21 protein-coding genes are annotated in these 18,603 nt (G+C 68.0%); 9 read left to right on the top strand and 12 right to left on the bottom strand.

Translation table 11 applies throughout. From position 1 onward, the window contains the following. The first annotated feature begins 32 nt into the window (after positions 1-32). On the top strand, positions 33-797 hold the full coding sequence (locus tag MX571_RS14860; RefSeq protein WP_247418104.1) for a DUF7847 domain-containing protein: 765 nt from the start codon (positions 33-35) through the stop codon (positions 795-797). A 93-nt stretch (positions 798-890) separates the two neighbouring features. On the opposite strand, the gene MX571_RS14855 is transcribed toward MX571_RS14860, so the two are convergent. After that, entirely contained in the window at positions 891-1,397 is a 507-nt protein-coding gene (locus MX571_RS14855) for a redoxin domain-containing protein (protein WP_247418102.1), read from the bottom strand. A 75-nt stretch (positions 1,398-1,472) separates the two neighbouring features. On the opposite strand from MX571_RS14855, the gene MX571_RS14850 reads away from it, so the two are divergent. Together MX571_RS14850 and MX571_RS14845 are read left to right on the top strand one after the other, a co-directional pair. Then, entirely contained in the window at positions 1,473-1,715 is a 243-nt protein-coding gene (locus tag MX571_RS14850) for a glutaredoxin family protein (RefSeq protein WP_247418101.1), read from the top strand. 141 nt (positions 1,716-1,856) lie between these two features. Continuing rightward, positions 1,857-2,015: a DUF7563 family protein gene (locus tag MX571_RS14845; protein ID WP_247418100.1), complete on the top strand. Its 159-nt coding sequence runs from the start codon at positions 1,857-1,859 to the stop codon at positions 2,013-2,015. A 56-nt stretch (positions 2,016-2,071) separates the two neighbouring features. Here MX571_RS14845 and MX571_RS14840 read toward each other — a convergent pair whose 3' ends face one another. The 5 genes from MX571_RS14840 to MX571_RS14820 form a co-directional block, all read right to left on the bottom strand. After that, a complete protein-coding gene (locus MX571_RS14840; protein ID WP_247418098.1) occupies positions 2,072-2,473 on the bottom strand; it encodes a cupin domain-containing protein in 402 nt (133 codons plus the stop codon). Between the two features lie 96 nt (positions 2,474-2,569). Continuing rightward, positions 2,570-3,319, bottom strand: a complete 750-nt coding sequence (locus MX571_RS14835) for an NAD-dependent deacylase (protein ID WP_247418097.1) — start codon at positions 3,317-3,319, stop codon at positions 2,570-2,572. 55 nt (positions 3,320-3,374) lie between these two features. Next, positions 3,375-3,590 carry a hypothetical protein gene (locus tag MX571_RS14830; RefSeq protein ID WP_247418096.1) on the bottom strand — a complete coding sequence of 72 codons (216 nt, stop codon included), beginning with the start codon at positions 3,588-3,590 and terminating at the stop codon, positions 3,375-3,377. A gap of 80 nt (positions 3,591-3,670) precedes the next feature. Then, entirely contained in the window at positions 3,671-4,906 is a 1,236-nt protein-coding gene (locus MX571_RS14825; protein WP_247418095.1) for an MFS transporter, read from the bottom strand. Then, entirely contained in the window at positions 4,903-6,042 is a 1,140-nt protein-coding gene (locus MX571_RS14820; protein ID WP_247418094.1) for a class I SAM-dependent methyltransferase, read from the bottom strand. Before MX571_RS14820 ends, MX571_RS14825 begins: the two co-directional genes overlap by 4 nt. Before the next feature lie 190 nt (positions 6,043-6,232). Between MX571_RS14820 and MX571_RS14815 the strand changes: the two genes are divergently transcribed. After that, the gene (locus MX571_RS14815) at positions 6,233-7,087 is read left to right on the top strand and encodes a helix-turn-helix transcriptional regulator (RefSeq protein WP_247418093.1); all 855 of its coding nucleotides are present in this window, start codon (positions 6,233-6,235) and stop codon (positions 7,085-7,087) included. A 340-nt stretch (positions 7,088-7,427) separates the two neighbouring features. On the opposite strand, the gene MX571_RS14810 is transcribed toward MX571_RS14815, so the two are convergent. Then, complete coding sequence (locus tag MX571_RS14810; RefSeq protein ID WP_247418092.1) at positions 7,428-8,636, bottom strand: acyl-CoA dehydrogenase family protein; 1,209 nt, start codon at positions 8,634-8,636, stop codon at positions 7,428-7,430. Positions 8,637-8,754: 118 nt separating this feature from the next. Here MX571_RS14810 and MX571_RS14805 point away from each other — a divergent pair, with 118 nt between their 5' ends. From MX571_RS14805 to MX571_RS14795, 3 genes are all read left to right on the top strand, one after another. Continuing rightward, complete coding sequence (locus MX571_RS14805; RefSeq protein ID WP_247418091.1) at positions 8,755-9,552, top strand: aldo/keto reductase; 798 nt, start codon at positions 8,755-8,757, stop codon at positions 9,550-9,552. Between the two features lie 81 nt (positions 9,553-9,633). Beyond that, positions 9,634-10,698 (top strand): phosphotransferase family protein, encoded by a 1,065-nt coding sequence (locus tag MX571_RS14800; RefSeq protein ID WP_247418090.1) that lies wholly within the window; start codon positions 9,634-9,636, stop codon positions 10,696-10,698. A gap of 195 nt (positions 10,699-10,893) precedes the next feature. Then, complete coding sequence (locus tag MX571_RS14795) at positions 10,894-12,531, top strand: rhomboid family intramembrane serine protease (RefSeq protein ID WP_247418089.1); 1,638 nt, start codon at positions 10,894-10,896, stop codon at positions 12,529-12,531. 45 nt (positions 12,532-12,576) lie between these two features. On the opposite strand, the gene MX571_RS14790 is transcribed toward MX571_RS14795, so the two are convergent. Then, the gene (locus tag MX571_RS14790) at positions 12,577-13,266 is read right to left on the bottom strand and encodes an METTL5 family protein (protein WP_247418088.1); all 690 of its coding nucleotides are present in this window, start codon (positions 13,264-13,266) and stop codon (positions 12,577-12,579) included. A 120-nt stretch (positions 13,267-13,386) separates the two neighbouring features. On the opposite strand from MX571_RS14790, the gene MX571_RS14785 reads away from it, so the two are divergent. Then, positions 13,387-13,554, top strand: a complete 168-nt coding sequence (locus tag MX571_RS14785; protein ID WP_247418087.1) for a TFIIB-type zinc ribbon-containing protein — start codon at positions 13,387-13,389, stop codon at positions 13,552-13,554. A gap of 12 nt (positions 13,555-13,566) precedes the next feature. On the opposite strand, the gene MX571_RS14780 is transcribed toward MX571_RS14785, so the two are convergent. Further along, positions 13,567-14,694 (bottom strand): cell division protein FtsA, encoded by a 1,128-nt coding sequence (locus MX571_RS14780; RefSeq protein WP_247418086.1) that lies wholly within the window; start codon positions 14,692-14,694, stop codon positions 13,567-13,569. Between the two features lie 131 nt (positions 14,695-14,825). Continuing rightward, complete coding sequence (locus MX571_RS14775) at positions 14,826-15,740, bottom strand: cell division protein CdpA domain-containing protein (protein ID WP_247418085.1); 915 nt, start codon at positions 15,738-15,740, stop codon at positions 14,826-14,828. Positions 15,741-16,006: 266 nt separating this feature from the next. Here MX571_RS14775 and MX571_RS14770 point away from each other — a divergent pair, with 266 nt between their 5' ends. Beyond that, entirely contained in the window at positions 16,007-17,035 is a 1,029-nt protein-coding gene (locus MX571_RS14770; protein WP_247418084.1) for a hypothetical protein, read from the top strand. Between the two features lie 14 nt (positions 17,036-17,049). On the opposite strand, the gene dph2 is transcribed toward MX571_RS14770, so the two are convergent. Beyond that, positions 17,050-18,105, bottom strand: a complete 1,056-nt coding sequence (gene dph2, locus MX571_RS14765) for a diphthamide biosynthesis enzyme Dph2 (protein ID WP_247418082.1) — start codon at positions 18,103-18,105, stop codon at positions 17,050-17,052. Between the two features lie 113 nt (positions 18,106-18,218). Further along, entirely contained in the window at positions 18,219-18,515 is a 297-nt protein-coding gene (locus MX571_RS14760) for a TFIIB-type zinc ribbon-containing protein (protein ID WP_247418081.1), read from the bottom strand. Positions 18,516-18,603: the final 88 nt, after the last annotated feature.

Genomic DNA, 18,603 nt, shown 5'->3' with positions numbered 1-18,603 from the left:
AGATATACTCGAACGGCCCATATACGACTGTAATGTCTATTCAAGTACTCGACACTGCAGAGCGCGGCATCCGCCGCGCGGTGACCCGCAACGGCCTCGTACTGATGGCCGTCCTGTTCGTCATCGGGCTGGCGACGGCGCTGGTCGACCTCGGGCTCGACCGACTCGTCGTCTTTGACCCCGCCGACCCGGCAGCCGTCGAGTTCGTCGCACCGACACTGGGCGCTAGCCTGCTGTCGCTCGCACTCAGCGTGCTCGGCATGGTCGTCGTCATCGGTGCGACGCGCATCCTCGTGAGCGACGAGACCGAGACCCTGCCCCGCGAGGCGTTCACCCACCGGATGGGCTGGGCGTGGCTCAACGTCTTCGTCGGGACCATCGTGTTCGCAATCCTCGTCGCGTTCGGGTTCGTCGCGCTAATCGTCCCCGGGTTCTTCCTGCTGGTGGCGCTCGCGTTCTGGACCGTGTTCGTCGCGGTGGAGGACCAGAGCTTCGTCGCCGGGATGCGCAGCAGCTGGGCGCTCACCCGCGGTAACCGCCTGAGCCTGTTCGTGCTCGGCCTCCTGATGTTCGTCGTCGGCATCGGTATCGGCATCGCGTTCGGCATCGTCGGCTTCGTCGGCGGCACCATCGCCCTGGTGCTCGGGCAGGCCGCCAGCGCCATCTCGACGGTCTTCGGCCTCGCGGTGCTCGCCACCGCCTACAACACGCTGCGCGCCACCGACGACGAGGAGTCGCCCGAAGCGCCCGCCGCCGACCCGCAGACGCCCGGCAGCGGCGCGACCGGCGGCATCTGAGTTCGCCGAATCGCCCGATCCACTCCGTTTTCGCGGGCTTCGAACGCTCGCCGTTCCGTCCACGTTCACCCCGTATCGAATTCGCCCGTCCGTCTACTCCCCCAGCGACGCGACGGCATCGGCGACCTCGTCGCGCGGCGCTGGGGAGATCCAGTCGTCGGCGACCCACCGATACACGACTTCTCGACGCTCGCCGACGACGAAGGTGGCCCGCATCGGGGTCGTGACCCCGTCCATCCCGTGGCGCTCGGTCAGAAGATCGTACGCCTCGCCGGCGACGGCGTCGGTGTCGGCGTAGAGTCGGAACGGACTGTCGAGATACCGGAGGAACGCGTTCTGAGCGTACGGGCCGTCTCGACTGACGCCGACGACGGGGACGGCGAACTCGTCCCACCCCTGCCGGTCGTACTGCTTCCACCAGTTCTCCGCGATGGCGGAGAAGGCGAACGCGGAGAACACGAGCACCGCGCCCGCGGGCCGCTCCTCGCGCTCGTCGTCGGTCGCCGAACAGACCTCGGAGAACGGCGTGGCCCGGAACGTCTCGCCGTCACACAGTAGCGTCTCGAAGTCGGGGGCGGTGTCGCCCACCTCGGGTGGCATGGCTCCCCGTCGGCCGGTCGGAGCAAAAAACCCGGTGCGCGTGGGTTTTTGCCCCCGCAGCCCGTCGTCGCCGACATGAGCCTCACGCTGTACCGGCTGGAGGGCTGTCCGTACTGCGAACTCGTCGTCGACCGACTGGAGGAACTCGACCAGGAGTTCGAGAGCGTCTGGGTCGAGGGCCTCCACTCCAAGCGCGACGAGGTGAAACGCGTCTCGGGGCAGCGCGGCGTCCCGGTCCTCGTCGACGACTCGCGGGGGCTGACGATGGCCGAGTCCGAACGCATCGTCGAGTACCTCGACACGTCCTACGCGAACTGAAGCCTTCACCGAGTCTGGGGGTCCTGTCGAGGGGCGTCCGAGCCATCAGAAGCGATTCTTGCCGGTTGTATGGGGGAGTCGGGCGTGTCATTTCAGTCCGAGTGACACAGGTATATACGTCCGTGTTGGCAACGGTCGAGCATGGCTACCTGCCAGAACTGTAGTTCCTTCGTCACGGAGGCGTACGTTCGGGTGTTCGCGCCGGACGGGATGGAGACCGTCCGGGTCTGTCCGAACTGTGAAGACAAACTCCGAGACGGTGCAGAGATACGTGAAGCGCGCTCCTCGCGCGGCAACTGAACGTCGGTAGCTCCCCTCTCGCGGTTCCTGACAAAGGCCCACGCCCCGAGGCGCGCCTACTCGTCGAGGGAGTGTGGGTCCTGACCCGGGTCGTCGACGGCGGGGGCACCGATTGCGAGCACCACTCCCTGTTCGTCACCCACGTTCCGGTGGCCGTGGCCGATGCCAGGACCGGCCCGGTAGAACGTTCCCGGCCCGATCTCCCGGAACTCCTCGTCGCCCGACTTGCCGATCTTCACCGAGAACGTCCCCTCCAGCACGTAGAACAGTTCCTCCTGTTCGCTGTGGGCGTGGTAGCTGATCTCCTCGCCGGGGTCGATGTACCAGAGTTTCACGGCCGCGTTCTCCGCGCCCAGGGCGTCGTCGATGGGGCGGATGTCGTGGTCCGGCGGTATCTCCTCGACTGCCGAGAGGTCGACCACGTCGACGTCGTCGGTGTGGACGATTGCGTAGTCCATGCGATTCGTCCACGCGCACCACTCAAATAGCTTGGTCGAGGTGACGCTCCGCCCGACAGGTCGGTCGACAGCTCGGTCGGCCAGTCCGCAGCTCACCTAATCGAGCACGGCGTCGGCCAGTCGCGGCAGGACGTCGGTCACGTCCGCCCGGAGGTCGTAAGCCGCCCGGTCGGACAGCGGGGTCTCGTCGAGGTTGACGACGGCGAGCGTCGCGCCGCGTCGCTCGGCGGCCCGCGGGAGACCCGCTGCCGGTTCGACCGACAGCGACGACCCGACGGCGAGGAACACGTCCGCGCCCTCGGCGAGCGACTGCGCCCGGAGCATCGCCGCCTCGGGCAACTGCTCGCCGAACAGCACCACGTCGGGTTTCAGCAGGCCGCCGCAGTCGCAGGTCGGCGGTCGCTCACCCCCGCGGACTCGTTCCCGAACGCTCTCGGCGTCGAACCGCTCCCCGCAGTCGAGACAGGCGACGCGCGACCCGTTGCCGTGTAGTTCGATCACCGACTCGCTGCCCGCCGCGTGGTGGAGGCCGTCGACGTTCTGCGTGACGACGGCCTCGACGTGGCCCGCCTCTTCGAGTCGGGCGAGCGCCTCGTGGGCGGCGTTCGGGCCGGCGTCGGCGTACAGTTCCTCGGCGAGGTCGAGGCGGTCTGCCCAGAATCCGGCCGGGTCCGCCCGGAGTCGCCGGACGTGGAAGTCGTCCACGTCGTAGCGGTTCCAGAGACCGTCCTCGCCGCGGAAGTCGGGGATGCCGGAGGCCGTCGAGACGCCCGCGCCGGTGAACGCGACGACGGCCTCGGCGTCGCGTATCTCGCTGGCGAGCGAGTCGACTGCGTCGTCGGTCATGGGCGGCGTTCGACCCCCCGGTAGAAAAGCCCGACTGAGCGTCGACGGAGTCGGACTACGCGTCCCGCGCGACCCAGTTGCCCGCCGACTCCGTGACGGTGAGGGTGAACTGCTCGGTCTCGCCGGTCCTGACGAGTTTGACCGACACCTCGTGGTCGCCCTCGTTCGGGCCGCCGGGGTCGATGCCGCCGACCGAGTGTCGTTCCGCGAAGCGCTGGGACGCCCACTGCTGGACCGCCTCCTCGACCGTCTCGCCGGTGCCGGATGCCATGCCACCGGGAAGGTCACGAGACGGAAAAACGCTATCGGCCGGGGGGATGACCCCGTCGGCCACCTATCCACGGTCGAGGCTCAGACCCCGCGGGCGGGGCGGTCGACCTCCTCGACGGGCACCCGTCGACGGCGGACCACACGTCCGACGAGGAGCGCCAGTCCACCCGACAGCACCGCTATCGCCGCTCCGGTCAGGAGCAGCGGGCCGTAGCCGGTCGTCGCGGCGATGCCCGCGAACAGGACGGGACCGGTCGCCCGGCCGAGGAACGTCGCGCTGTTGCGCAGGCTGAGCGCGCCCGCGCGGTGCTCGGCGGTCACGAGGCCGCTCACGGCGGCGTCGATGGCGGGCATCGACAGTCCGAGGCCCGCGCCGAAGACGAACGCACCCGCGGCGACGACGGCGACGGAGGGCGCAACCCACATCACGGACAGCCCCACGCCGAAGCAGGCGAACCCGGCCGCGATGAGGTGCTCGTTCGTGAACCGCTCGGCGAACCGCCCGTTGAGCATCGAGACGGGTATCGCGGCGAGCTCCACCGAGAGTAACACCAACCCGATAATCACTGGAAGCACGCCCTCGGCGGCCAGCAGGAACGGCACGCCCGTGACGATGGAGCCGAACAGCAGCAGTTCGAGGCCGAACGCCGCACCGTACAGCGCCACCGCGTCGACGGCGGGCAGCGACGACAGCGCACCACGGACGTACGCGAACCCGCGGCGGTCGTTGACGCCGACCGACTCGTCGAGCGTCGTCCACGCGACGAGCGCCATCGGGAGCGCCACGAGGTAGAGCAGGAACGGCGTGTTCCACGAGATGGCGACGAGCGCTCCCCCGACGACGGGGAAGAGTGCGGCCCCACCGGACAGGACGGCGATGTTCGCGCCGAGGACCGCGTTGCGCTGTGCGCCCTCGTAGGCGTCGGCGATGAGCGTCACCGTCGTCACGAAGATGCCCGCCGCGGCGGTGCCCTGGACGACGCGGAGGCCGACGACCCACTCGAAGGATGGTGCGGCCGCTATCGCGCCGCCGGTCAGGCCGAACACGAGCAGGCTCCCGACGAGGACGCGCTGCCGCCCGATGCGGTCGGTGAGCGCGCCGATGAACGGCGAGAGCAGGATGCCCGTCAGGAAGTACGCGGAGACGAGCAGACTGGCCTGCGCGTCACCGACGCCGAACGCGTCCCGGACGACCGGCAACGCGGGGCTTATCAGCGGGACGCCCAGCGGCGCGAGGAACGTGCTCGCGAGCACGACCCTGACCGTCGGGGAGTCCCACGGAATCCTGGCAGTCCGCTCGGCGAGTCGCGTGCTCATCGTCCGTACTCCACCTCGGTGGCTCGCTCCCGCGTCGACGCGTCCGCCTCACCGGGCGTGAACCGGTAGAACTGGAAGAAGTCGTTCTCGATGGGTAGCACGTCGACGTCCTCGACGCCCGCCGCCGCGGCGTACTCGCGGAACGTGTCGGCGCGCATCACCGTGCCCGTCGCCGCCGAGGGGTCGTCGACGAGGCCGACCGGGAGGCAGTGGACGATGGACCAGCCGTACATCATCGGCTCGACGTCGGTCGGGTGGCCGAACTGCTCGCCGACGCGTTCGTCCACGACGAGGACGGTCCCGTCCGGGCGCGCGAGGTCGGCCATCGTCTCCAGCGCGCCGACCGGGTCGGACATGTCGTGGACGCACTCGAACGCCACTACGAGGTCGTACCGGCCGTCGATGGCCTCGCTCGCGTCGGCGTGATGGACGGTGATGCGGTCGTCGAGTCCGGCCTCGCGGACGTTCTCGCGCGCCATCTCGACCGACGCCTCGTCGAGGTCGTAGCCGTCGACGTGGACCGACGGATACGACCGGGCGATGCCGATACACGACCAGCCGCCGCCACAGCCGATGTCGGCGACGCGGGCGGGCGACGGCGACTCCGAGCGCAGGCGGTCGTCGACGTCCGGAATCGCGGGCAGCCACTCCTCGCCGAGCGAGGAGAGGAACGCCGGGCGGTTCATCCGCGACTGACCTTCGCGGAACACGCGCCCGTAGGACTCGTAGGGGACGCCCTGCCCGGTTCGGTACGCCTCGAGAATCGCCTCGCGTGGGGCCATCGACCCGACGACGAGCTGACCGAACGGGGCGACGAAGTTCAGGCTCTCGTCGTCGACCAGCGGTTCGACGTGTGCCGGCGGGAGTTCGTAGCGACGCTCCTCGGGGGGCGCACTCGGGTCGTCCACGCGCAGGATGCCCGTCGTCACCTGCTGTTCGCACCACTCGTGGGTGTAGCGCTGGTCGGTGCCCGTTCGCTCGGCGAGTTCGCCGGTGGTCAGCGCGCCGTCGGCGAGCGCCCGGTAGTAGCCGAGTTCGTCTCCGAGGTACACCCCGTAGAGGTCGAGCGTGCCGACCGCCGCCTCGAACAGTCGTTCCGCGAACGCTTCGGCCGTGGCCTGTGAGTCGATTGCCATGGCCGCTCGTAGGCGACTGCTCCGGTTGTAGTCATCTACCGTGCGGGCGCTCGGGGCGGTTCCGTGCGTCCGCCGTCGGAGACAGTTCCCACCGGATAAGACCCGTCTCACGGCGTGAGATAGCGTTATGCGCGTCGCTACCGTACCACTCACTCGGAGGCGCGGCCCGACCGGCGGGTCCGCGACACTGATGACATCACAACTGTTCGACGAGTTCTTCGAGGAGGTGGTGGCCCGACGGGCCATCGGCCAGCGGTTGGCCGAGCGCGGCGACCGACTGTCGACCGACGACCTGGTCGAGGTGGTGCGCCACGGGCCGGTGCTCGAAGCGCTGTTCGTCCACGCGCCGCTCGACCACCGCGACATCGAAGCGCACCTCGGCGTCTCGCGGGCGACCAGCCACCGGTTCACCCGCTGGCTGGACGACGAGGGGTACGCCCGTCGGGTCGCGGGGGGCTACGAACTCACCGGCCCCGGACAGGTGGCCGCCGAGGAGGTGCTCCGACTGGAGTACAACGTCGTCGCGGCCCGCCGCCTCGCACCGTTGCTCGACAGCATCTGCGAGGACCACCAGGAGTTCGTCGTCGAACCGTTCGCGGAGGCCACCGTCACCGTCGCCGACCCGGACGACCCGTTCCGGCCGCTGCGGCGCATCCTCGACCTCGTCGGCGACTCGACGACGCTCCGGGGGTTCAACGCGACGGCGATGGTCCCGCCCGGCGTCACCGCGTTCTACGACCGCCTCTTCGGCGCGATGGACGTCGAACTCATCGGTCTCCCCTCGTCCATCGACTCGCTGACCGCGGCGTACCCGGACCGCGTCGAGGACCTGCGCGAGTCCGGACAGTTGACGCTCTACTCCCGCGAGGCGTTCCCGTACGGGCTCCTGATTCTGGACGACTGCGTCGGCATCGGCGGCTACGACGAGGACACCGGCACCCTCCGGGTGTTCGTCGACTCCGACGACCGCACCGCCCGCGAGTGGGCGGAACGGACGTTCGAGGCGTACCGGAGCGACTCGACGCCACTCAAAGCAGTCGAGTGAGCAGGGCGGTCGCGGTGCCGTGCGATTGCGGATCGGTGCTGTGCTTTAGCGGTTGGCTCTTCTGCTGTGCCGCGAGCGAACGCAAGCGCGACCGGAGGGAGCGCGTAGCGCTTTTGGTCCCATTGTGTGACGCTTCGCGTCTCACAGGCTCCCAGAAGCTTCGTCGCCGAAACCGTTGGTTTCGGCTGGCACACGAGAGCTTCGCTCTCGTGAACGTCACCGGCGGCGAAGCCGCCGGTTGCCAGCGGGACGGAGTCCCGCGCGCTTACTGGGAGAGCTTTTGCCAGCGAGCCGCTGGCGGCCGGAGGCCGCCAGCACGCGAGTGCAGCAAAAGGTGGTGCTAGAACGTGACCGTGTTCTCGATTGCCGGGTCGTCGGCCTCCTCGAAGGCGTCGCGGGCGATGACGCGCTTGTGGACCTCGTCGGCCCCGTCGACGATGCGGAAGGCGCGGACGGCCTCGTAGAAGTCCGCCAGCGGCAGGTCGCGGCCGATGCCGTTACCGCCACACGCCTGCACCGCGAAGTCGATGGTCTCCTGGGTGGTGTTCGCGGCGAACACCTTGCACATCGAGACGGGGACGCGCGCCTCCTCGCCACCCGTAATCTGGGCGGCGGCGTGGCGGACCATCGTCCGGACGGCGTGGAGTTCCGTCTCCGCCTCGGCGACCTCGAACCGCTGGGACTGCTTCTCCGACAGCGAGTCGCCGAACGCGTCGCGTTCGTCCATGTACGCCTTGGCGATGGTGAGCGCGCGCGTCGCCATCCCCGTGAAGCGCATGCAGTGGGTGAGGCGGGCGGGGCCGAGGCGTTGTTGCGCGTGGGCGAACCCCTCGTTCTCGGTGCCGAGGAGCGCGGACTCGGGGACGCGGACGTCGTCGTAGTGAATCTCGGCGTGGCTGGCGTGGACGAGCGACGGACCGAGGTGGGGGATGTCGCGGTCGATAGTGACGCCGTCGGCGTCGGCGTCGACGAGGAACAGCGAGCAGCCGGCGTACGGGTGGGCCTCCTCGTCGGTCTTCGCCATGACGATGAAGACGTCGGCCTCGCTGCCCTGCGTCGTCCACCACTTGTGGCCGTCGATGACCCACTCGTCGCCGTCCTTCTCGGCGGTGGTCCTGATCATCTTCGGGTCGCTCCCCGCGCCGTCGCGGGGTTCGGTCATCGAGAACGCCGAGTTGATGTCGCCGGCGACGAGCGGCTTCAGGTACTCCTGTTTCTGCTCCTCGGTACCGACGAGTTCGATGGTGTGCATGTTGCCCTCGTCGGGGGCGTCGACGCGCATCGCCGGCGCGCCGAGCAGCGACCGACCGGCCTCCTCGAACAGCGGGAGGACGTCGCTGAACGCGTACCCGCCGCCGCCCCACTCCTCGTCTATCTGTGGGCAGAAGACGTCGCGTTCCCTGGCCTCCTCGCGCAGGTCGTCGACCACGTCGTGGGGGACCGGACCGTCGCCGAGGTACTCGCGCTCGGTCGGGAGCACCTCCTCGTCCATGAACTGTCGCGCTCGGTCTCGTAGGTCCCGCGCCGTCTCCGAGTCGTCGTACTCCATGGTGTCCGCACCGAGCGAACCACCGTAAAGGTGCACGCCGGGAGCGTGACCCACCGCCGAGTCCCACGTCGATTGCGGGCACGCTCGCCTTTTTCCGCTCGCCGCGAGTGGCTCGCGTATGGACCAACTGCCCCGCCCCGGCCTCGGCACGTCGGGATACGAGGACGACGAGGAGTGCGCCGAGAACGTTCGCACGGCGCTCGACGTCGGCTACCGCCACGTCGACACCGCCCAGATGTACGACACGGAGCGAGCGGTCGGCGAGGCGGTCGCCGACAGCGACGTCGACTCCGAGGAGGTGTTCGTCGCTACGAAGGTCGCCCCCGAGAACCTCGCGCACGACGACGTGCTGGAGACGGCCCGCGAGAGCGCCGACCGCCTCGGCGTCGACAGCATCGACCTGCTGTACGTCCACTGGCCGAACGGGGCCTACGACGCCGAGGGGACGCTCTCCGCGTTCGACGAACTGGTCGACGAGGGCCTCGTCGAGCACGTCGGCCTCTCGAACTTCACCGTCGACCTGCTGGACGAGGCGCGGGACGTTCTCGACGCGCCCGTCTTCGCCCATCAGGTCGAGTGCCACCCGCTGCTCCCGCAGGACGAACTCCGCGAGTACGCCCGCGAGGACGACCACTCCCTCGTCGCGTACGGCCCGTTCGGCCGTGGCTCCATCATGGACGACGACACCATCCAGTCGGTCGCCGAGGACCACGACCTGACGGCCCACCAGGTCGCGCTGGCGTGGTCGCTCTCGAAGGAGAACGTCGTCCCCATCCCGAAGGCGACGGGCGAGGACCACCTCCGGGCGAACTACGAGGCGCGTGACCTCGACCTCCCGCAGGAAGCACTGGACCGCCTCGACGACATCGACGAGCGCACCCGACGGTTCGACCCCGACGACGCGCCCTGGAACTGACCGAGCGGCCCGTCGTGACGACGCGGAAATCTGGCCCCACCGCCGGAAGCTATTCGGCGCTCGCTTTCGATTCGTGTGCCGATGAGTGACGGGGAGTACTTCGACCGCATCGTCGACGTGGACCGACTCGCCGAGTACCTCGAATCGGAACTCGGGGCCGCCGAATCGTACGACGTCGAACACCACCAGGAGGGCCACTCCAACGAGACGCTGTTCGTGACGTGGGGCGACCGCGAACTCGTCGTCCGTCGGCCGCCGCCGGGCGAGGTGGCCGACAGCGCCCACGACGTCCTCCGCGAGTACGAGGTGATGGACGCGCTCCAGGGCACCGACGTGCCGTTGCCGAACACCGTCGCCGCCTGCGAGGGCCACGCGGTCCTCGGCAGCGACTTCTACCTCATGGACCGCACCGAGGGCGACGTCCTCCGCGAGGGCGTCCCCGAACGCTTCGAGAACCCGGATGCGCGCGAGGCCATCGGCCGGGAACTCGTCGACGGCCTCGTCGCGGTCCACGAGGTGGACTACGAGGCGGTCGGTCTGGAGGAGTTCGGCTACCCGCCGGGGTTCACCCAGCGTCAGGTCGACCGCTGGACGAAACAGCTGATGTGGGCGTTCGAGGTCACCGTCGAGGAGCGGGAGGTGCCGAAACTGTACGACGTGATGGAGTGGCTCGACGACAACGTCCCCGAGGACCCGCCCGCGACGCTCGTCCACGGCGACTACAAACTGGACAACGTCATGTACGGACCGGGCCACGACCCGGACCTCGTCGCCGTCTTCGACTGGGAGATGAGCACGCTCGGCGACCCGTTCACCGACCTCGGGTGGATGCTGTCGTACTGGCGCGACGCGAAGGACCCCGCGCCGTCGGTGCCGGAACTGACGGCGCAGTTCATGGAGGGCGACGACTTCCTCACGCGCGAAGAACTCGTCGAGCGCTACGAGGACCGGACCGGGTTCTCGTTCGAGAACGAGCGGTTCTACCGGGCGCTCGCGGTGTACAAACTCGCCGGGCTCGGCGAGATGTTCTTCCGGCGCTACCTGGAGGGCAACTCCGACGACCCGATGTACCCGACGATGGAGGAGCGGGTCCCGGCGCTCGCGGACCGCGCGGTGCGCATCATCGAGGGCGACGAACCGCTCTGAGCGGCTGGGACCGACGCTCGCCACTCCTCCACGCAGTTGCCACACGACGGCGACGGCGACGGCGACGGTGGAGGGTTCGACCATCCCCGCGCTTCGATGGGCCAGTGAGACGTCGGTGGTCGGCGGTCGACGGAGGAAACCGACAGCCGAGACGGCGACCACGGCACTGAAGGCACTCGGATGCTGAGGAGTGCCATGGTCGCGGTCCCCGGGATGGAGACGCTCCACGTCCTCGGACTCCTCGTCACGGTCCTCGTCTCGCTGGCGGTCGTCCGCTCGCTCTCCGACGGCGGCGTCGGGCCGATACTCCGACGCCGACTCCTGCTGGGCGTCCCCTGGGGGACGCTCCTCGTCACCGCCTTCGTCCTCTGCGTCTACTTCTTCGTGCAGGGCGGCTGGGAGTATCCTCGCCGCCCGATGGTCGTCCCGTTCCGGGCGTGGTCGTACTTCTACCCGCTCGGCATCCTCACCTCCCCGTTCGCCCACGCCGGACTCGGCCACGTCACCGGTAACCTGTTCGCGACGCTCACGCTCGCATCCCTGGCGGAGTACGCGTGGGGCCACTACCCCCGGAAGCGGGGCGTCCAGACGTTCACCTCGTCTCTCACGAACCCGTTCGGTCGCATCGCCCTCTTCGTCGTCGTCACGCTCGCTATCGGCGTGCTGACCGGCGTGTTCGCGCTCGGCCCCGCCATCGGGTTCTCCGGCGTCGTCTTCGCCTTCGCCGGGTTCGCGCTGATGCGCTACCCGCTGGCGACGGTCGTCGCGGTGACCGCGAGCGGCGTCATCTCACTGCTGTACGCGGCGGTGCAGAACCCCATCCTCCAGCAGGGCGGCCGCTCGGCGTTCATCACGCCGTGGTGGGCCAGCATCGCCATCCAGGGCCACGCCCTCGGGCTCTTCCTCGGGGCGACCCTGGGCATCCTCTACGTCCGTCGCGTCGAGGAGCGTCCGCCCGCCGTCCGCCTGTTCGTCGGCGTGTTGCTGTTCTGCGTCGCCCAGAACCTCTGGGCGGTGTACACGCCGCTCAACGGCGGGCGCTACGAACTGTACCGGGCGGCCGGGACGGCGCTCCTGTTCGTCCTCGCGACGCTGTTCGCGAGCGCCGTCGTCCACGTCGACCGCTCGCTCCTCGGTCGGTTCGACGTCGGGTTCAACGAGGCGACGTTCGCGCTCGTCCTCGCCGTCACCGTCGCGCTGGCGGGTGTCGCCATCCCGTTCAACCTCTTCGCGGTCGCCAACCCGGACGCGGGCGTCACCGACGCCAACAGCATCGACGTGGGCGACTACACCGTGTTCTACGCCCACGACGTGCCCAACCAGTACATCTCCTCGGTCTCCATCGACTCCGGGGCGGTCAGTTCCGAGGTCAACGCCAGCGGCGTCATCGTCGTCAGCGAGCAACGGGAGATATGGTGGGTCGTCACGTCGTCTTCCCGCCTCGCCAACGACGGTCGGTCGCTCGTCCGCGTCGGCGGCATCGGGTGGCGCGACGCCGTCGTCGCCGACTACTCCGGGTGGTCGCCCGTCGGCAACAGCACCGCCTACGTCGTCTACCTCTACCACCAGGACGCCGCGCGTCTCGCCTACGTCTCCGAACCGTCGCAGGCCGCGCTGACCATCACCGAGCGGAACGTGACCGTCGTCCCCGGCCCCGAGTTCACGCTCCGCGTGACGCGAGGCGGCGAGACGCTCGGCGAGGCAGCCATCCCGGTCGGCAACAACACGACGAGCGCTGGCGACCTGACGTTCGTCCGCGAGGACCGTCGGGTCGTCGCAACCACCGACGACGGGACGCGCGTCACCGTCGCGACCCGTGCGCATACCTCCTGAGTGCAGAGCAGTGTCCCGGTCCCAGTTTACGTCCGGCTGGCCACCTCACCACTCGACTCTGAACAGTTCGGTCTGTAGCGTCCGGCGGTCGTCGGTGTGGAACGCGAACTGCCGGTCCACGTCGAACTCGGCGGCGAACGCGTGGGTCACCTCGCCGCCCCGGTCGGCCGCGAACGACTCCACGAACGCGCGGGAGTCGTCGTTGTGGATGGAGTAGGAGACGGTCGCGACCTCAGCCGCACTCGCGAGGAACGCCCGGTCCGCGTGTTCGTTCCCACGCTGCGCGCCGAACGGCGGGTTCGAGAGGACCGTCACGCCGTCGGCCTGAGCGGTACCGTCGGACTGGGTGGTATCGTCGGACCGGGTAGTTCCGTCGGGTCGGGTCGCTCCGTCGACACAGAGGGGGAGTCGGGTCGCGTCGCCCCGGACCCAGTCGGGGAGGCGGTCGTGGGGCAGGTCGAGTCGAGCCGCGTTGGCCCGGGCGGTGTCGAGTGCCGCGGCGTCGCGTTCGACGCCGACCACCGTGCGCGCGCCCGCGAGACAGGCTCCGAGTGCGAGGACACCCGTTCCGCTCCCGAGGTCCACGACGGGGCGGTCGAGGTCGCCCTGGAGGGCGGCGAGGTGGACGAGGTGTGCGGCGAGGTCCGCCGGCGTCGGGTACTGCTCGAACTCGACGCGCGGGTCGGCGAACCCGTCGAGTCGCTGGAGGTGGCGTTCGAGCGTCCGACGGTTCATGAGTGCGCGTTCGCGACCGCTCCGCGAAAGGGTTCCGGGAGCGATTCGGGACGGTCGGGCCGCGGACGTACTCGTTGGGCGATAAGTTAGATTGATACCTCCGCACTCGAACGGGCGCGTATGGACTGTCCGCGCTGTGAAGCCACGCTCGACACCTACACGCTGTACGGGAAGGAGGCGGTGACGTGCGAACGCTGTGGCTACCTGGGGGTCTCGGTGGAGCATCGGAGCGAGCCGAAAGAAATCGAGTCGTGGCAGTCCGCGCTGGACCGCTTCAATACCGAGTAGTCGTCCGCGTCGTCAGTTGTCCGAGGACGCCTTCTGGCTCTGCTTCTTCGACGACTTGTTCTTCTTCGACTTGCCCTTCGACGACGAGGAGCTACCCTTGTTCGACTGGTTCCCGCTGGAACTCGACGACTTGACGGGCTTGCTCTTGTTGGGCTTGTCGCGGTCCTCCTCGGAGCGCGCTGCGACGAGCGACCCGCGAGCGACGCTGTAGAGCGGCTCGGAGGCCTTCTTCACGCCGCTGACCGAGAACGGCAGGTTGGACTCCTCGAGGTGGTCCTCGAAGAGCTTCTCGAAGCCGCTGGGCGACGACGTGCCGCCGGTGACGACCACGGGAACGTCGAGACCCTCCTCGACGTCCTCGTCGTCGACCTCGCGGGCGATGTTCTCGATGACGTAGTCGAGCAGGTTCTCGTAGTAGATGGCGAGCGCGCCCTCCACGCCGCCGACGTCCGTCTTGAAGTCGAGTTCGAAGTCGTCCTCTTTGATGGAGGTGACCTTGTCGACGGGCTTGCCCGTCGCGCGGGCGGCCTGCTCGTCGATCCAGTCGCCACCGCGGGCGATGGAGAACGTCATGACCGGCACCGCGTAGTACGCCAGGCAGATGTTCGTCATGCCCGCACCGAAGCTCACGCCGAGGCCGGTGAAGTTGTTGTCCGCGAGTTCGCTGTAGATGACTGCCATCCCCTCGTTGATCGGTTCGGGCTCGTAGCCCATGTCCGAGAGGAACGACTCGCACGTCTTCTGGTGGTACAGCGTCGAGAGGTCCGAGTCGATGGGGTCTGCCGGCGTCGAGAAGTGGATTCGCTCGCCGGGGTACTCGGGCTCGCCCGCGACCTGCTCGATGATGAGCTTGATCATGGGGATGGCGCTCTTCTCGTCGTTCGAGAGGATGCCACGCTGCATCGGGCGGCGGGTCTCCTGCTTGAAGATGTTCGCGAAGTTGAGTGCGTCGTCACCAACCACGTACACCTTGTCGTCCTTGCGGATGTGGAGCACGTCCGAACGGGAGAGCATCTGCTCTGCCATGTCGGAGTGTTCTATCTCGACGAAGGAGTTGCGCTGCTGGACGAAGACGGTGTCGCCGTCGTCCTGTTTTCCCGAAATGATGTTCATCGTGCCGACGTCTAGGCCTTTCGCCATATCGGCTTCTATGAGTAAACCAATATAAAGTTTCTCTCTACTGGTATAGATTCGGATTCAACAAACTCTACACCTATCGGTAATTCAAACGACGGGACGGAGTACCGACGAGAAGAGCCGCGAACGACCGACTACCCGAGGTTCAGCATCGACTTCAGCCGCCCGAGGAGACCGCCGCTGTTGAGGTCCGATAGCTTCTCCTCTCGCTCGGCGTCCTTCCGTTTCTTCTCCTGGAGCTGTGCGAGCGCCGCCGCCTGGTCGTCCGTGCCCGACCCGCGAGCGGTCTTGCGGGCGGATTCGCCGCCGCGCATCCCCTGTAGGCCCGCGACGGCAGCGTCGACGCCGCTTCCGGACGACCGGTGGGACTTCGCCTCGACGCCCTCGAAGCCGGACGTGTCGAGGCCGTCGGAGTTGTCCTTGACCGTGATGCGACGCGTGTTGTCCTTCGGGACGCCGCCCCACGTCATCTCGGTGTTCGCCATCGCCTCGTCGATGTCTCGACGGACGTCCTCGTCGGTCACTTCCGGGCCGGTGTCCTCCTCGCTCGCCTCGGCGACGACCTGGTCGGGTGAGGCCCGTTCGACGTGGTAGCTCACCAGCGCGGCAAACGTCGCGGCGATGACCGTGACGACGCCGAGGGCGTAGATGCCGACGCCCTGCATGCTGTAGTCCACGCCCGAGTCGACGTTCCAGTGCCACGGGTGCGCCCAGACGAAGAACGCGACCGCGGCGAGACTGATAGCCTCGCCCGTCACCGCGCCGATTCGCGCTCGTTTCTCGACGGGGAGGAGCACCGTGACGCCGAGGAACAGCGTCGGGAGCCCCGACGCGCCGATGGCGAACGCGATCTCGCGCAGCCAGAACGTCTTCCCCGGGCCGAACACGACCTGTTCGACGACGAACAGTCCGAGGCCGACCAGCCCCAGCGCCACACCACCGAAGAACATCGCGAACCCCGCGTACACGTCGACCTCACGCTCGGGTTCACCGATGAAGCGCCGATACCACTCGATCAGTGTCGTCTCGATACTGCCGTCCTCGCTCATTGCAGACCCTTACGAGTTGGAGTATATGATTGTTGGGTCTATTGGAATTGATGGTCGCCGGACAGACGAGCGTGGAGGCTGGCGAAACCGGCCGACGAGACTGCGACGGGGGAGAACCCACCGCCGGACTGACTCGCACCGGTCGGTGCCGCCCGAGAGACCGTCGGCCGAGTTTAAGTACGCTCGGAGACGCTGGCAGTCTCGACGACCCCGACCCGCACCGTGGCGACTACAAAGCTTTTACCGGCGTGACAGAACCCGACTGTATGCGACGCCGACAGGTCCTCGCGCTCGCGGCGGTCGGTTTCACGGGATGTCTCTCCGACACCTCGCCAGCGGATACCACCGCGAACGGGACGACCACCTCGACGACCGGAACGAAGACAGCGACGACGACCGACACAATGTCCCCGTCGACGACGGTAAACGACTCGACAGCGACGCCGACCCCTCCCAACATCGAGGCCTACCCCGGCGACTGTCCGTCCTACGGTGATAACGTCGCCACCGTCGTCTGCTCGGAGGCTGCGCCCGACGACGTGCCGCTCAGGATGACGCCCTCCGAGCCAACTGTCGACCTCTCCGGTAGTCTCACGTTCACGCTCCGGAATGAGACCGATGCCGCCTTCCAGACCAATCACTACGCAGCGCGCCTGCACAAGCAGGTCGACGACGAGTGGTTTCACGTCGCACCAACCGCCTGGCCCCAGCCGCTTACACCCCTCTCAGGTGATGACCGCCACAGCTGGACGGTGTACCCTCATTCAGAACCGATCGATGAACCGAACGGTGCCCCCGGCGACAGCGAGACGACGAGAATCGTCGGTGGGCTCGGTGGCGGCCGATACGTGTTCGGGAACCTTGGCTGGTTCGCTGGTGGAGACCACGAAGAACAGACGGCTGCCGTCGCGACAGTCGAGATTCAGGGACCACCGGCCGAGTTGACGACGACCGGCGACGTGACCGACGTGTCGGTCGACGGCGAGACACTCGGGGCTCGGTGGACGGCCGGTCGAGAGCACGAGTACTCCTCCGTTGCCGCGTTCGTGCTCCGAACCACCGATGCGAGCACAGAGCGACGGCTCATCACCGAACAGTTACTCCAGCCCGGTTCTGTCCGCCCCCGCCCACTCCGCGATGCCCTCGCCCTGCTAACCGGCCACGATGTCGAGACAGTACGGTTGACCGGGGTGACCGGGTCGACACCGCCATTCGGTCTCGGCGAGCCGTCGCTGTTCGAGTATCACGGTACGACCTACGAGATGAGCGCCGAGAAGGTCGAGGGGCAGGAGTAGACAACGAGGCCAGACTACCAGGTACCGTGGAACGTGTCGAACGACAGCGAGTCGAGCGGCTCCTCGCCGATGGCGATCTGGTACTCGCCGGGGGTGAGCATCGGCTGTTTGAACTGCGGGCCGTCGTCGGTGGTGATGCGCGGACAGCCGGTGTTGACGTAGGCGTCGAAGCCGAACTGCGTGAGGCGGTCGGGCGTCACCTCGTCCATCGTCAGCAGGTAGGCGTTCTCGTTCTCCTCGACGATGTCGTTGGCGACCTCCCAGCGTCCCTGCCCGATCTTCGTACAGAAGACGACGCCCCACGTCTCGGCGTCCATCGCGCGGTGGACCGCACCGTAGCGCTGCTTGAGGAACTTCTCCGTGTCCGCGATGGTGACGACGTTGTTGACCGGGTCGGCGATGACGACGTTCTTCTCGGGGTGTTCCATCGCCAGTCCGAGCGGGTGGAACTTCCCGCCGCCGACGTACAGCACCTGGTCCGCGTCGATGTCGGCGCTGGCGTAGTTGCAGCCGAGCACCTGCCCTTCGTGGGTGAGGCGGTCGTCGCCCCGACGGGTGTGGACCTCGTAGCCGCGCTCGGTGAGCCACGCCTTCATCTCGTCGAACTTGTTCATGTGCTGGGCGGTCGTCACGAGGCCGACGTCGGGGTCCTCGTCCGGGTCGGAGAGTTCCTCGAGGGACTCCTCCATGATGGGTTCGACCTCGACGTTCGAGAACAGCGGGACGTAGATGATCTTGTCCGACTCCTTCATCGGCGAGTGGCCGAAGTGGACGAACACGTCCGTCCGGCGCATCATGTAGGTGTCGAGGTCACAGGCGCCGTAACAGGGCTGCCCGGAGATGAGGACGCGCGTGTCGTCGGGGAGGAGTGCGCGCAGGTCGTCGGCGACGTGCGGTGCGCGTCGCTTCAGTCCCTCCGGGAACTGGAGACCGACCTTCTCGGCCCCGCGTTCCTCGACGGCCTCGACGATGCGGTCGAGTTCGTAGTCCCAGGTTCGCTCGTGTTTGAGGGCCATCCCGGTCTTCCGCAGGTCGCCCTCCGAGTAGTCGTGCTGCGATTCCTGGCTCATTACCAGAGCCAGCGGTTGGACGCGGTTAACGTGTACGGTCGGCAGCGACCGTGCGGGTGGTGCTCACGCGCCCGCCCGACTCGCTTCTCTCGGTCGGTCTCCCTTCAGCGTGGTCAGTCTTCCAGCCACGCGTAGAGGTTGCGTTTCGGCGTTCCACAGTTCGGGCACTCCTCGGGGTAGCCGTCCTCCAGGTCGCCCATCTCGCCGCACTCGTCACAGCGCCACATCAGGTACCCCTCACCGAACTCGTGGCCGGGGTCGGTCTCCAGGTCGAGGTGGTCGACCGACTCGCCGAGTCGGACCTGGAACCCCGTCTCCGTCAGCCCACGGATGACACCCAGTTCGGTCCCGTCGTCGTCGTAGACGCGCTGTCCGGGTTTGATAGTCGTCCGCTGACTGTCGTCTGTCATAGGTGAACGGTCACCACGAACGGCCATCAATCTGCTGGCAGTTCTCGCGGGTTGGGGCCCACCCCGCACTCACTTGCCACCCGCAGTC

It is taken from the genome of Halomarina salina (genome assembly GCF_023074835.1).
GTDB lineage: Archaea > Halobacteriota > Halobacteria > Halobacteriales > Haloarculaceae > Halomarina > Halomarina salina.
The sequence above is the reverse complement of the archived record's forward strand: the minus strand, read 5'-3'. Positions and strand labels throughout refer to the sequence as shown.

Coding starts and splice junctions, on each gene's coding strand:
- MX571_RS14790 (WP_247418088.1), bottom strand. CDS start 13,266: ATGAACCGTCGGACGCTCGAACGCCACCTCCAGCGACTCGACGGGTTC.
- MX571_RS14775 (WP_247418085.1), bottom strand. CDS start 15,740: ATGAGCGAGGACGGCAGTATCGAGACGACACTGATCGAGTGGTATCGG.
- MX571_RS14815 (WP_247418093.1), top strand. CDS start 6,233: ATGACATCACAACTGTTCGACGAGTTCTTCGAGGAGGTGGTGGCCCGA.
- MX571_RS14785 (WP_247418087.1), top strand. CDS start 13,387: ATGGACTGTCCGCGCTGTGAAGCCACGCTCGACACCTACACGCTGTAC.
- MX571_RS14830 (WP_247418096.1), bottom strand. CDS start 3,590: ATGGCATCCGGCACCGGCGAGACGGTCGAGGAGGCGGTCCAGCAGTGG.
- MX571_RS14810 (WP_247418092.1), bottom strand. CDS start 8,636: ATGGAGTACGACGACTCGGAGACGGCGCGGGACCTACGAGACCGAGCG.
- MX571_RS14825 (WP_247418095.1), bottom strand. CDS start 4,906: ATGAGCACGCGACTCGCCGAGCGGACTGCCAGGATTCCGTGGGACTCC.
- MX571_RS14780 (WP_247418086.1), bottom strand. CDS start 14,694: ATGGCGAAAGGCCTAGACGTCGGCACGATGAACATCATTTCGGGAAAA.
- MX571_RS14795 (WP_247418089.1), top strand. CDS start 10,894: ATGGTCGCGGTCCCCGGGATGGAGACGCTCCACGTCCTCGGACTCCTC.
- MX571_RS14770 (WP_247418084.1), top strand. CDS start 16,007: ATGCGACGCCGACAGGTCCTCGCGCTCGCGGCGGTCGGTTTCACGGGA.
- MX571_RS14850 (WP_247418101.1), top strand. CDS start 1,473: ATGAGCCTCACGCTGTACCGGCTGGAGGGCTGTCCGTACTGCGAACTC.
- MX571_RS14855 (WP_247418102.1), bottom strand. CDS start 1,397: ATGCCACCCGAGGTGGGCGACACCGCCCCCGACTTCGAGACGCTACTG.
- MX571_RS14845 (WP_247418100.1), top strand. CDS start 1,857: ATGGCTACCTGCCAGAACTGTAGTTCCTTCGTCACGGAGGCGTACGTT.
- MX571_RS14805 (WP_247418091.1), top strand. CDS start 8,755: ATGGACCAACTGCCCCGCCCCGGCCTCGGCACGTCGGGATACGAGGAC.
- MX571_RS14860 (WP_247418104.1), top strand. CDS start 33: ATGTCTATTCAAGTACTCGACACTGCAGAGCGCGGCATCCGCCGCGCG.
- MX571_RS14835 (WP_247418097.1), bottom strand. CDS start 3,319: ATGACCGACGACGCAGTCGACTCGCTCGCCAGCGAGATACGCGACGCC.
- MX571_RS14800 (WP_247418090.1), top strand. CDS start 9,634: ATGAGTGACGGGGAGTACTTCGACCGCATCGTCGACGTGGACCGACTC.
- MX571_RS14840 (WP_247418098.1), bottom strand. CDS start 2,473: ATGGACTACGCAATCGTCCACACCGACGACGTCGACGTGGTCGACCTC.
- MX571_RS14760 (WP_247418081.1), bottom strand. CDS start 18,515: ATGACAGACGACAGTCAGCGGACGACTATCAAACCCGGACAGCGCGTC.
- dph2 (WP_247418082.1), bottom strand. CDS start 18,105: ATGAGCCAGGAATCGCAGCACGACTACTCGGAGGGCGACCTGCGGAAG.
- MX571_RS14820 (WP_247418094.1), bottom strand. CDS start 6,042: ATGGCAATCGACTCACAGGCCACGGCCGAAGCGTTCGCGGAACGACTG.